A 13,019-nucleotide genomic window follows, 5' to 3' on the forward strand; every position below is an offset into this window, starting at 1 on the left:
TGTTTCTTTTTAGAGACGGCCGCAAGCCTTCTGTAGTTGATAGTAAGTGTAAATCACGTGGGTACGGGCATTCGTGAGCTGTAGCTCCGCGTTGAGGAGAACCGAGTTCGCGTCGAGTAAGTCGGTTAGGATCGCCAATTGGTTTAAATACCGGTTTTGCATGATCCTGTAGTTCTCTTGAGCTTGCCGTACGGATAACTTCAAGGCTTCCACTTCTTGTAGGGCCTCCTTATGACGTAAGAACGCGGTGCGTACTTCCATGCGGATTTTCTGCTTTTTCTGTTCCTCCTCGTTTTTATGTAACGAGACCATCCATTTGCTTTCCTTTATTTTATGGTTGTTTTTATATAAAGAGGATAAAGGGTAGGAGAGCGACAGTCCTATGTTCCAGTTGTTATTGTACATATCCGCTAATGTTCGGGAGACCGGACGTGCCAATGTGTTCGAGGCATATAGCGATAGGCTGGGTAGCGAGGAGGCTTTAGTCAAACGTATATCGTTTTGGGCTAACTCTGTTTGTTTCCGGAGTAGACGTATCGCCGGATCATTGGAATAGGCTTGGGCTACATAATCTTCGTAAGTTTCTAAAGATACGGTTTGGTCCAGTAACGTGGTATCTGGTTTGAGCAATAGATTCTCATCGAGACCGATCAGGATATCCAATTGCTGTGATACCAGTATGAGGCTATTATCCGTTTCTTGCAAGGATAGGCGGTCGTTGGTTAATTGCATCTCGCTTCTTAATACGTCGTTATTGGTTATCAGTCCCTCTTTTTTCATACGCCGGATATCTTGCAGGCGGCGTTCCGATTCCTCGATATTACGGGAAAGCACCTCACGTTGTTTAAACAGGCTGAAAAGACCGATGTATTGGTTTAATAGACCGAGCTTGATCTCACTCTGGTCTGTGAGCGTTTGTAAAGAGGCGACTTCTTTCTCCAGATCCGCTTTCCGGATGGAATACCGGATTTTACCGCCTTGGTATATCGGTTGGGTAAGGTCGATGGCATAGTTCTGGGACCAATCGGGCGCTTCCGGGCGAGTCGGATGGGCGAGTCCTTGCTCAAAGAGGATCGGTTGCCCTACATATCCACCTTTCAAGCCGATTTGCAGGTCTGGCAATTGTGCGGAACGTGCCGTATGGGTTCTCTCTTGCGCTATCGATTCTTTTAAGACGTCTGCTTGGATCTGCAGACTATGCCGTACGCCTCTCTCGAAAAGCTGGTCGATGGTCAAGAAGAGCGAATCGGTTTGGGCGATTGCCGGAAATGTAGCGACCGTCATACAAAAGAGGCTCAATACGTGCTTTTTATATATTCTCAAGGACATTATGTACTGCTTTTAATTCGGATAACATGGTTTCTACGTTCTCTATTCCGATAATATGCTCCGCATGTACATAAACCTGATCAAGGATCGGGCGAATTTGCTTTTTGAATTCTTCTCCTTCCGGGGTTAGGAAAACCAGTTTGTTCCTCCGGTCCTCGGGATCTTCTTTCCGATGGACGTAGCCTTTCTTCTCTAAATTGTTCATTAGGTTTGTCAGACAAGCCTTATCCTTTGCCGTTCTCTCTGCCAAGACCTGTTGGGTGATACCTTGTTCGTGCCATAGGCAACTCAAGATTTGAAGCATCTCAAATGTTATACCGGCGTTGTTCTTTTTCAGCGTTCGTTGCATAGACCGACGAAATGCCATGCGTGTGCGGACAACTTGTAACATAAGTTCCCGGAATTCTTTACCTTCTACCATTACTTATAATTCTTTTAAACTTGCTGGGCGCGAAGATAGCGTTTTTTCTCGGATTAGTCAAATGTTTAACTAATTAGTGTCTCGCTAATAAAGTATGTTTGCCATCTAGGTGGCACAGCTGTGCCATCGGCGTGGCACGGGCTTGCCATCACTATGGCACGGGTATGCCATCAGCGTGGCACAGCTGTGCCAAGGCGATGGCAGATGTTGGCACAGTATGTGCATGAAAGACAGGTGTATAGAATGAAGGCGTAACAAACCCGTGGAGTGATTCGTTACGCTTTCTGTTTAGTTCTCGTTTACGAGTTTAAGATGCATTCTTCTTTATCCAAACGCCTCCTTCAATTGCTTCACCCATCGCTCGATTCGTTTGTCGGTTTGATCCGGTTGGTTTTCCAAATCGAGGACTAAGCCTAGTAATTTGCCATTTTTCAAGGCTTTGGAGGCATTAAAGAAATAATCATCCGAAGAGGTCTCGCCTACTAAAGTCGCTCCACAGGAGGTGAAAGCGTCCGCCAGTATGCCGACTCCATCGGCGAAATTATCCGGATAATTCGTTTGATCTCCAAGACCGAAAATAGCGACCTTCTTATTTTTAAGGTCTAAAGTGACCAGTTCCGGGATGATCTCGTCCCAATAGGTGGGAAGCTCGCCATCGAACCAAGTAGAGGTTCCTGCGATTATATGGTCGTAAGCCTCGAAATCTCTTTTCCATGCGCTTTCAATAGGGATGATATCGATCTGATCCTCCCCGAAAGCTTTTCTTATTTTATTGGCGACAAAGGTTGTTTTCTCTGTGCCCGTTCCGTAAAATAATCCTGTTTTCATTGTGATGCTTTTAAAGATTTAACGAATGTGGATCTAATAAAGCAGCAGTTCTTTTGCCGCATGATAGATGGTCTCCTCGTTGGGGAGGATGGCCCGTTCCAAGACCGGATGGAAACCAACCGGAGTGAATAGGGAACCTACCCGTTGGATCGGAGCATCCAAGTACTGGAATAGTTCCGAGCCGATGATACCGGCAATTTCCGCTCCGAAGCCAGAGAAGACCTTGTCCTCATGTACGATCAATACTTTACTGGTTTTCTTCACCGAGTTGAAGATCGCCTCTTTATCCAATGGTATCAAGGTACGAAGATCGATAACCTCCAGTTCCCAGCCTTTTTCTTTGTAAAGAAGCTCGGCTACGTTGAGGCAAAGGTGGGTCGTATTGCCATAAGTGATGATTGTCAGATCTTTTCCCGGACGGCGTATACGGGCTTTCCCAAACGGAACCTCGAAATCCTCGGGGACAAAGGTGGAGGCTTCTACCGCGTTGTAGAGCGCTTTCGGTTCCAGATAGAGCGTAAAGCCTTTAGAACGCATACTCGTCCGCAACAGTCCGGCGGCATCATCTGCGAAAGAGGGATAAACAATCCGGGCACCGGGTAATGAGGTCAATGCACCCTCAATGGTCTGGGAATGATAAAGCCCTCCTCCGATATAGCCTCCGGAGGCTAGGCGCAAAGTGATGTTTGGGGTAAATTGCCCGTTGCTGCGCCAATACTCATGCGTACATTCCACGTATTGCTCGACGGCCGGCCAGAAGTAATCGGCGAATTCCGCACCCTCGATCACTACATGGATCTTCGGGTCAAAGCGGCACATACCGTTCGCTGTCCCTACGATATAATCCTCGGCGATAGGGGCGTTGAAGACTCGCTCGATACCGAATTCTTGCTGCATGCCTTTGGTGATGTTGAATACGCCACCCTTTTCTTTATTGGCTACATCCTGTCCCCAGATAAATGTATCCGGGTTGTGCCGGAACTCCGCTTTCAACGTCTTGTTGATCGCCGTAACTAGCGTTTCTTTCTCTCCTTCCTCGTTTTGAACACCTTCTTTGTATTTCAGAGGTTGATAAGGTTCCGGGAGGACGTAATCCTTGACGGTAGACGGATCGGGATCGGGGGCGGCCATCGCTTTCCGATTGGCGGCTTTCAGGTCTTTAGCCGCTAGATCCGCGATCTCTTTCAATTCTTCCTCGGTGAAACGTCCGTAACGAATCAGCATGCGATGGAATTTGTATAAAGGATCGGCGGATTTTACATAGGTAAGCTCGTTCTCATCACGATACAAGGTATGTTTATCGGAGTTTGAGTGGGAGCCTATCCGTACGCAATTGGCCTGAACGATCACGGGAGTCCGGTTGGCGATCGCGTACTCTTTGGCCTCGGTCATGGCATTCATGGAATCGAACACGTCTTTTCCATTGCAATGGATAATACGTAAATTCTTGAAGCCAGAGAAGTTATCGGCAACTTTACGATTGGCCGTCTGGTCCTTTTTGGGGACAGAGATACCATATCCATTGTCTTGGAAGACAAAGATAACCGGCAGTCGCTCATTGCTGGCGCCATTGATTGCCTCATACACATAGCCTTCGGAAGCGGCCGATTCACCGTGCGAGGTAATCGCTACGCCTTTCTGTCCATAGTAAACCATCGCCCGTGCCACGCCGGCGGCATGGAGATCGTGAGTCGCCGTAGCGGAAGAAACGTTCTCGATATGCCATTCCATCTTAGAGAAGTGGTTAGACATGTGGCGGCCGCCACTGGTCAGATCGGTCGCCTTGGAGATACCGTTCAGGATGATCTCCTCGGCGGTCATTCCCGCCGAGAGAACCGTCAACATATCCCGGTAATAGGGGAAGAGAAAGTCCGTGTCCTTATCGAATACTTGTCCCATGGCGAGTTGTATCCCGTCGTGCCCGGCATACGGGGCATGATAAGACCAGCCGAGAGATTGCAATAAATAGGAGGGAGCCTTCTCATCGATCGCCCTTCCGAGCGTCATAAGGTAAAACCATTTCCTGAGAGTCTCCTTATCTGTTGTTTTTATATCATACTTTTTCATGTTGTTCTATTATATATAATGTATTAAGCGTTCCAATTCTCTAGTTCGTCGGCGATGGAACGTAAAAAGGCTCCCGCCAAAGCTCCGTCCACGATACGATGATCGTAGGAGAGTGAGAGGTACATCTTGTGACGGATAGCGATCGTATCTCCCTCGGGCGTCTCTACTACCGCAGGCTTCTTCTCGATATAACCGACGGCTAGGATCGCTACTTGAGGCTGATTGATGATCGGGGTGCCGAACAGACTCTTGAAGGTTCCGAAATTCGTAATCGTGAACGTTCCGCCTTGGATGCTATCCGGGGCGAGCTTATTCTCACGGGCTTTAGCCGCCAAGGTATCTATTTGTGAGGCGAGGCCACTTAGGTTCAGCTTATCGGCATCGTGTATAACCGGGACAATTAAATTTCCGTCGTTTAAGGAAACCGCTATACCTATATTAATAGGCTTCTTTAGGATGATATTGTAACCGTCCACGGATGAATTTACTAATGGATAGGCTTTCAACGCTTTGGCGGTCGCTTCGGTAATAGCCGGCATATAAGTTAGGTTGATGCCTTCTTGCTTGAAGAATTGATCCTTCACTTTTTTACGCCAGTTAACCAGTCGGGTCACGTCTACCTCGATAACCGACGTCACATGCGGAGATACTTTTTTCGATAATACCATATGGTCCGCAATGATCTTACGTACACGATCCATTTCTCTCACCTCGTCTCCTTGAGCGAGTGGAGCGGATGGAGTGGCCGCTGTCATAGGCATGGAAGGAGCGGTCGGCGGCGCTACCGTAATTGTTGGCGTGCTCGTAGCCGTTTGCTGCATGGAAGAAACAGGAGCCTGTTTCGGCTTCGGCATTTCCGTACCTTTATTTTTGTGATCGATATACGTTTGAATATCTTTCTTACTGAGACGTCCCAGATATCCGGTACCCGGAATATGATCCAGTTCATCTTGCGACACACCGGCAGCTTTCGCTAATTGCAATACGACGGGAGAATACCAACGATCTTCCTCTTGGGAATTCTTTGATAATTCCTCTGGGACGGGAGCGGGGACTTGTTCTTTCGGTTGAGTAGCCTCCGAGGTTTCCGGCTGAGCTCCGTTATCCTCTCCTTCACCTTCGATCTCAAGGATCGCTACGACTGTACCGACCGCTACGGTGTCTCCCTCATTAAAAAGAAGTTGTTTTACTTTTCCCTCAACGGGAGATGGAATCTCAGCGCTTACTTTCGCTGTGCTTACTTCGAAAAGGACATCATCTTCCTCTACGGTATCACCTACCTTTACCGACCATGAGATGATGGTTCCTTCTGTAATACTTTCGCCCAACTTAGGCATCTTTATCTCAAATGTAGCCATATTTTGATTTTTTAATTACTGTTATATAGTGGGAGACGGGGCGTGCCCCGTCTCTACAAACGGTATATAATAAGAACAAAGATCAAGAAGGTAAGTTTCTGTATTATAGTGTATAAGTGTTAAAGTTCCAGCTGGCTGTAGCATATTTCTGCTCTTTAAGCCGATAGATGGCTTCCAAGTCTGCTTGCGTGAAATAATAATCTTGAATGCCGGGATTATTGATCGTGAAATAGTAAAGAAGCGCTTTCTTAAAATGCTGGATGGAGATAGAAGCCGGAAGATGGGCGCTGATATTCGTGACCGGACTCCGTACAGATTTAACGAATGTCGATCGTTTACCTCCTGTTTTCTCTGGTGCTTGACGGGATGTACTTTTCAAGGAGGTGACGAGCCTATCCAGATCGGTGGAAAACAATAAGGTAGCATGGTGCATATACCGATTCTTATGGATACTCTGTGCGCTACCCGATATTTTAAATCCTCCGATAGTTAATCCTTTCCGTTCATCCACCTCGACATGTACTCCCAATGTCTTGAGAAAATTCATGATCTGGATGGTATATTTATCAGTCTGCATAATCTGGCCGGTCTCTATAAATGTAAGATTCAGGTTTCCCGGATCATGGTAAACGGCACCACCACCGGAAAACCTGCGCGCTATCTTGATTTGTTGGTCTTGTACGAATTTGAGATTTACCTCGGCCCATACATCCTGATGCTTACCGATCACGATTGATGGTTCATTCTGCCAAAGCATGAAAATATTCTCTTTGAAATTCTTGAGCAGATACTCTTCGGCGGCCAAATTGAAGTATGGATCCGTTTGTGTATTGTGAATGCAAAGCATCAGGAAACTGTTTTAGTTAGGCGTTTTATTAGATATATAAACTTTCGTGGAGGATCTCACTGACTGTCGGATGCGGGAAAATATTTTTCTTAAATTCATCGACTGTATAACCATTCTCGACAGCGATTCCGGCGGTGACGATAATCTCGGATGCCGGATTCCCTAGTAGATGGCAACCGATGATACGATCCTCGTCGTCCGTGATCAGTTTACATAAACCATTACCATTCTCGTTCTCTGCGACGAAACGTCCGGAATAGGTCATCGGGATCTTTTGAACACGAAAACTTTCCCCATTCGCTACCAATTCCTCTTCTGTCTTACCCACGCTCGCCAATTCCGGATTCGTATAAACTACCGCCGGAATGGCTTTATAGCTCATCTCGTCCGGTATGCCTAGGATATGGTGTATGGCAACTTCCGCTTCCCGGTAAGCCGTATGTGCCAGCAGGGAAAAACCGGTAATATCTCCAGCCGCATATACATGTGGATGGGAAGTCAGCATATGTTCGTTTACCTTTACACCGGCCCCTTGTATTTCGATCGCTAGATTTTCTAGTCCCAGACTCTTTGTAATCGGACGGCGGCCCACGCTCACCAATATTTTATCGGCTTCAATCGTGTCTGCCTTGCCGTTTTTCTCAACAAAGACTTTCTCTGCCGATACCTCTGTAACTTTGGTATTCAAGAAAAACTCTACGCCTTTTTTCTTATACTCGGATCGAAGCATCGCTGAGGTTTCTTTATCCATATTCCCTAATATCTCGGGTAGCATCTCGATTACCTTCACTTTTACGCCCATACTGTTAAAGAATGAGGCGAACTCCATTCCGATCACGCCACCACCGATAATCGCTAACGATTTTGGCAAATCGTTGAGATCAAGGGCTTCCCGGGAAGTCCAATACTTGACCTCTGATAACCCTTTGATAGGAGGGATCACGGTTTCAGAGCCTGTGCATACTAACACATTCTTCACTAAATACTCTTTTCCATCGCAGTGAATCCGTATATTTCCAAACTCCTCTCCGGTGATTCGTGCCTCTCCTTCTACAATGGTGACGCCGTTACCCGTAAGCCGGGCTTTTACCCCGAGCGTAAGTTTACGGACGGTCTTGTTCTTCCGGTCGATAATCTTTGCCAAGTCGAAACTTGGGTCTTTCATCGCCACTATACCATATTTGGAGGCACTTTTGATACTGTCTAGTATCTTGGCGGAGTATAAAAGAGTTTTTGTCGGGATACATCCCTCGTTTAGGCAGACGCCACCGATAGCGTTCTTCTCGAAAAGGATCGTTTTTAATCCATTCTCCGAAGCCCTTTCGGCGGCGGTGTAACCCGCAGGTCCACCGCCTATGATTGCTATGTCATATTCCATATACATTATTATAATTATTTGAATACTAAAATTCGTTCCTCTAATGGAGCGAATTGTTTTTCTCCCGGTTCCTGGGTAGAGGTTCCGAACGGCATCTCGGCGATCAGTTTCCAGTTCGGATTGATATGCCATTGTTTAGCGACCGCCTCGTCGATCAACGGGTTGTAATGTTGCAAAGAAGCGCCGAAGCCGGCGTCTTCCAGCATAGTCCATACTGCGAATTGATGCATAGCCGATGTCTGTTGGGACCATACCGGGAAATTCTCTTTATAAGAAGGAAATTGCTTCTGTAAGCCTTCTACTACCGCTGTATCCTCGAAAAAGAGGACCGTGCCATAGCCAGCCTCGAAAGAATTATCTATCTTTGCCTCGGTAGCCTTATAGGCTTCGGCGGGGACGATTTTACGAAGCGTGTCTTTTACGATTTCCCAAAGCTTCTTGTGGCTTTCACCCAGTAGCAGTACGATTCTCGTAGACTGCGAATTGAATGCGGAGGGAACGTGAGTGACCGCTGTCTTAATAATCTCATGAATCTCGTTGTCGGAAATGGGAGAGTTGTTACCTATTCCATAATGTGTCCGGCGATGCTGGATCGCTTCTTTAAAACTTCTTGCCATAATGAATATCATGTTATGTTGTTATATACCTATAACTAATTTAAGACATGATTTGTTGAGGAAAAAATATTTGAGAATTCTTGCGGATAAATCAAAATAATTCTTACCTTTGCACCCTGTAAAGATAAGACTCTATTAGAATCTTCGTTTTTGTTCATGATGCTAGTTCAGAAAGGGAAGACACATAGCAGGAGTTGACTTAAATTTCGTATAATTTAAAAGAACAGATTAGAAATGTCTAAAATTTGTCAAATTACTGGAAAGAGAGCAATGGTTGGAAACAACGTTTCTCACTCAAAGAGAAGAACGAAGCGTAAGTTCAATGTCAACCTGTTTACGAAGAAGTTCTACTGGGTAGAGCAGGATTGCTGGGTTAGCTTGAATATATCTGCGGCTGGCTTACGTACAATCAATAAGTTAGGTTTGGATGCGGCTATCAAGATGGCGGCTGAAAAAGGTTATTTGAACGCATAATTTGTGGAGGATATAGAAAATGGCAAAAAAAGCAAAAGGAAATAGAGTACAGGTAATCCTTGAGTGTACAGAGCACAAGGAAAGTGGAATGCCGGGTATGTCTCGCTATATCACTACGAAGAATAGAAAGAATACTACTCAGAGATTGGAATTGATGAAATACAATCCGGTTTTGAAGAAGATGACGTTACACAAAGAAATTAAGTAATAGGAGATTTTAAACGATGGCAAAAAAAGCAGTTGCAACATTTAAGAAAGGTGACGGTCGTACTTATTCCAAAGTGATTAAAATGGTTAAGTCTCCGAAAACAGGTGCATACATCTTCCAAGAAGAAATGATCCCTAACGAAGCAGTAAAAGATTATTTCGCTAAATAATTAAGTAGCGAATAATAAAGAATATAAGAGGCTTCTCTCCGATAAAGCGGAGGGAAGCTTTTTTTGTACCCTAAACTTTTGAAAGTATAGTTGGTTACAAATAAAATATTTTCTTAATTTTGTTGGGTTAATTTGTAGAGATGTGGCATGCCGTGTCTCTTCCCATCCAAATGGTAGTTTGTGTGAAATAATAATATAACAAGATAAAATATTAAAGCTATGAGATTCGATGTATCCAGCACTGCGCTATTATCACGTTTACAGTCTATAAGCAAGGTTATCGCTTCCAAGAACTCTTTACCGATTCTGGACAGCTTCCTTTTTAACCTAGAAGGAAATACGCTTACGGTGACAGCTTCCGATGCCGAGACCCGGTTGGTGACTTCCGTAGACGTCATGAATGCCCAAGGTGCCGGACTCTTTGCGGTTTCCGCCAAGATACTGCTCGATCCGCTGAAAGAGCTTCCCGAACAACCGCTTACTTTTGATATCAATGATGAGAATTTGGAGATTTTCATTCATTTCCAGAATGGTAAGTATAATTTTATCGGTCAGAAAGGGGACACATATCCGCAGCAGAAGCCGTTGAATGATAACGCTATCTCTATCTCGATGGATGCCCAGATGCTGTTAAACGGCATCAGTCGTTCCTTGTTCGCCACGGCCGATGATGAGCTTCGCCCTGTAATGAATGGTGTCTATTTCGATATCCATACGGATGATTTGACGTTCGTGGCATCAGACGGACATAAATTGGTTCGCTTGCGTAACTTGGCGGTGAAATCCCCGGAACGGGCTTCTTTCATTTTGCCGAAGAAGCCGGCTAATTTATTGAAGAATTTGTTGGCGAAGGAGTCGGAGCAAGTATTGATTAAGTTTGATGATAACAATGCGTATATTACTTGCACGAACTTCGAGATGGTTTGTCGTTTGATCGAGGGGCGTTACCCGAACTATAATAGTGTGATTCCTCAAGAAAACCCGTTTAAGGTAACGATCGATCGTATCTCTTTCTTGAATGCTTTAAAGCGTGTTTCTGTCTTTTCTAATCCGGCGAGCAGCTTGGTGAAGTTGCACTTGAAGGATAGCTTGATTACGGTTTCCGCCCAAGATATCGATTTCTCCACTTCTGCGGAAGAGCGTATTGTTTGTCAGTTTGACGGGACGGAGTTAAGCATCGGTTTTAAGGCTACATATCTGATCGAGATCCTTGGAAATATCAGCTCGGAAGAGGTTGTATTAGAATTAGCGGACCCTTCACGTGCCGGCTTGATCGTTCCTTCTGAGAATGATGAGGACGAGGACTTGCTCATGTTGCTGATGCCGATGATGTTGAATGACTAATAAATAAATAATGCAGTTAAACTTAAGGAACCCGCTGGTCTTTTTTGATTTAGAGACCACGGGTATAAATATCGTAAAGGACCGTATCGTAGAGATTTCCTACGTGAAGGTCTTCCCAAATGGGAAAGAAGAAACGAAGACACGCCGGATAAATCCCGGTATGCCTATTCCCCCCGAATCTACCGCTATTCATGGCATAACCGATGAAGATGTAAAAGATTGTCCGACCTTTAAGGAGATCGCTAAATCTTTGGCAACCCAGATCGAGGGTTGTGATTTGGCCGGATATAATTCCAACCGTTTTGATATACCCATGCTTGCCGAGGAGTTTCTGCGTGCGGGTGTGGATATCGATTTGAACCGGCGCAAATTTATCGATGTACAGACGATTTTCCATAAGATGGAGCAACGTACGTTATCTGCCGCTTATAAATTCTATTGCAATAAAAGCTTGGAGAACGCTCATACGGCTGAGGCTGATACGTTGGCTACATATGAGGTGTTGAAAGCGCAGCTGGATCGCTATCCGGATTTGAAGAATGACGTTGCTTTCCTTTCCCAATATTCCTGCTACTCGAATAATGTGGATTTCGCCGGACGTATGGTTTACAACGATAAAGGCGAGGAGGTTATTAACTTCGGTAAGTATAAAGGCCGTTTGGTAACGGAGATCTTGAAGTCGGATCCGGGTTATTATTCTTGGATCATGAATGGCGATTTCCCGTTGAATACGAAGAAAATGTTGACAGAGATCCGTTTGAGAGACTTTAATTCAAAATAAGGCGATGAATAATTTTGAGTTTTGCAATCCTGTAAAGGTTGTGTTCGGCAAAGGAAGTATTGCCCGTTTGTCTGCGTTACTTCCAGAAGGAAGTAAGGTTCTGGTGGTATACGGTGGCGGTAGCATTAAGAAAAATGGCATTTATGAGCAGGTGACGGCAGCTTTGAAAGACTTCCATACCTATGAGTTTGGTGGTATTGAGGCGAATCCCCGTTATGAGACTTGTATGAAGGCTGTTGAGTTGGTGAAGGGGGAGAATATCGATTTCTTGCTGGCGGTAGGCGGCGGATCAGTGATCGACGCTACGAAATTTATCGCTTCGGCTACGTTTTTCGAGGGAGATCCTTGGGATATCTTATCGAAAGGTGGCGTGATAAAGAAAGCGCTTCCTTTAGGAGTAGTGCTGACTTTGGCCGCTACCGGTTCGGAAATGAATGAACGGGCGGTAATTTCCCGGGAATCTGTCCATGAGAAATTGAATTTCATGTCTCCGTTGGTGTTCCCTAAGTTCGCTATCTTAGATCCGCAGGTAACTTATTCTTTACCAGAGCGACAGGTGGCTAACGGTGTCGTTGACTCGTTTATCCATGTGGTCGAGCAATACCTGACTTATCCGGTGAACGCTAAGGTTCAAGATTATTTTGCCGAGGGATTGATGAAGACAATCGTGGAAGAAGGCCGCAAGGTCTTGCAAAAACCGAATGATTATGATATTCGTGCTAATTTGATGTGGGCGGCTACGAATGCCTTGAACTGTTGGATCGGCCAAGGAGTACCCCAAGACTGGTCCTCACACCGTATGGGATATGCATTGACGGCGCAGTTCGGCTTGGATCATGCCCAGACTTTAGCGGTTATCTTGCCGGGTGTCATGACCTATATGCGTAAGGAGAAAGCGGCGAAACTGATCCGGATGGGAGAGGTCGTATTTGGTATTACCGAAGGATCTGCCGATGAAAAGGCGCAAAAGTCAATAGAGGCTACGGAAGATTTTTTCCATTTCATGGGATTAAAGACCCGTCTTTCCGACTATGGGATCAAGGAGTCCGACTTGGATGCTTTGGTGGAACCTATCGATCGAATGGGATGGAAACTTGGCGAATATGGCAATATAAACTCAAAAGTAGCCAAAGAGATTCTTTTGTTGAGGTTGTAGAGACGCAACGTGCTACGTCTCTACTGGCAAAGATAAATTGAT

Annotated in this window: 14 protein-coding genes; 6 read left to right on the forward strand and 8 right to left on the reverse strand. The window is 45.4% G+C overall.

What is annotated here, in order from left to right; all coding sequences use genetic code 11:
• Nucleotides 1–9: 9 nt before the first annotated feature.
• The 8 genes from D7V92_RS07530 to D7V92_RS07565 all read right to left on the reverse strand — a co-directional run bounded on the left by D7V92_RS07530 (nt 10) and on the right by D7V92_RS07565 (nt 8,845).
• Entirely contained in the window at nt 10–1,329 is a 1,320-nt protein-coding gene (locus tag D7V92_RS07530) for a TolC family protein (protein WP_008772398.1), read from the reverse strand.
• A complete protein-coding gene (locus D7V92_RS07535; RefSeq protein ID WP_005857644.1) occupies nt 1,310–1,750 on the reverse strand; it encodes a MarR family winged helix-turn-helix transcriptional regulator in 441 nt (146 codons plus the stop codon). Before D7V92_RS07535 ends, D7V92_RS07530 begins: the two co-directional genes overlap by 20 nt.
• 324 nt (nt 1,751–2,074) lie before the next feature.
• Entirely contained in the window at nt 2,075–2,578 is a 504-nt protein-coding gene (locus D7V92_RS07540; protein ID WP_005857641.1) for a flavodoxin, read from the reverse strand.
• 33 nt (nt 2,579–2,611) lie between these two features.
• On the reverse strand, nt 2,612–4,645 hold the full coding sequence (locus D7V92_RS07545) for a thiamine pyrophosphate-dependent enzyme (protein WP_121772618.1): 2,034 nt from the start codon (nt 4,643–4,645) through the stop codon (nt 2,612–2,614).
• 23 nt (nt 4,646–4,668) lie between these two features.
• Nucleotides 4,669–6,003, reverse strand: coding sequence for a dihydrolipoamide acetyltransferase family protein (locus tag D7V92_RS07550; RefSeq protein WP_036630459.1), 1,335 nt, complete (start codon nt 6,001–6,003; stop codon nt 4,669–4,671).
• 103 nt (nt 6,004–6,106) lie between these two features.
• Entirely contained in the window at nt 6,107–6,850 is a 744-nt protein-coding gene (locus tag D7V92_RS07555) for a lipoate--protein ligase family protein (RefSeq protein ID WP_005862951.1), read from the reverse strand.
• 28 nt (nt 6,851–6,878) lie between these two features.
• Nucleotides 6,879–8,228: a dihydrolipoyl dehydrogenase gene (gene lpdA, locus D7V92_RS07560; protein ID WP_010183358.1), complete on the reverse strand. Its 1,350-nt coding sequence runs from the start codon at nt 8,226–8,228 to the stop codon at nt 6,879–6,881.
• A gap of 14 nt (nt 8,229–8,242) precedes the next feature.
• Nucleotides 8,243–8,845 carry a nitroreductase family protein gene (locus tag D7V92_RS07565; protein ID WP_036615787.1) on the reverse strand — a complete coding sequence of 201 codons (603 nt, stop codon included), beginning with the start codon at nt 8,843–8,845 and terminating at the stop codon, nt 8,243–8,245.
• Between the two features lie 234 nt (nt 8,846–9,079).
• Here D7V92_RS07565 and rpmB point away from each other — a divergent pair, with 234 nt between their 5' ends.
• The 6 genes from rpmB (at nt 9,080) to D7V92_RS07595 (ending at nt 12,977) form a co-directional block, all read left to right on the forward strand.
• On the forward strand, nt 9,080–9,319 hold the full coding sequence (rpmB, locus tag D7V92_RS07570) for a 50S ribosomal protein L28 (RefSeq protein ID WP_005857630.1): 240 nt from the start codon (nt 9,080–9,082) through the stop codon (nt 9,317–9,319).
• Between the two features lie 19 nt (nt 9,320–9,338).
• Nucleotides 9,339–9,527, forward strand: a complete 189-nt coding sequence (gene rpmG, locus D7V92_RS07575) for a 50S ribosomal protein L33 (protein ID WP_005857628.1) — start codon at nt 9,339–9,341, stop codon at nt 9,525–9,527.
• Nucleotides 9,528–9,543: 16 nt separating this feature from the next.
• Nucleotides 9,544–9,696 (forward strand): DUF4295 domain-containing protein, encoded by a 153-nt coding sequence (locus D7V92_RS07580; protein ID WP_005638125.1) that lies wholly within the window; start codon nt 9,544–9,546, stop codon nt 9,694–9,696.
• Nucleotides 9,697–9,915: 219 nt separating this feature from the next.
• Complete coding sequence (dnaN, locus tag D7V92_RS07585) at nt 9,916–11,040, forward strand: DNA polymerase III subunit beta (RefSeq protein ID WP_005857626.1); 1,125 nt, start codon at nt 9,916–9,918, stop codon at nt 11,038–11,040.
• 10 nt (nt 11,041–11,050) lie between these two features.
• A complete protein-coding gene (locus tag D7V92_RS07590; RefSeq protein ID WP_005857624.1) occupies nt 11,051–11,821 on the forward strand; it encodes a 3'-5' exonuclease in 771 nt (256 codons plus the stop codon).
• Nucleotides 11,822–11,825: 4 nt separating this feature from the next.
• The gene (locus D7V92_RS07595; RefSeq protein ID WP_087344867.1) at nt 11,826–12,977 is read left to right on the forward strand and encodes an iron-containing alcohol dehydrogenase; all 1,152 of its coding nucleotides are present in this window, start codon (nt 11,826–11,828) and stop codon (nt 12,975–12,977) included.
• Nucleotides 12,978–13,019: the final 42 nt, after the last annotated feature.

It is taken from the genome of Parabacteroides sp. CH2-D42-20, assembly GCF_003670185.1.
Lineage (GTDB): Bacteria > Bacteroidota > Bacteroidia > Bacteroidales > Tannerellaceae > Parabacteroides > Parabacteroides distasonis.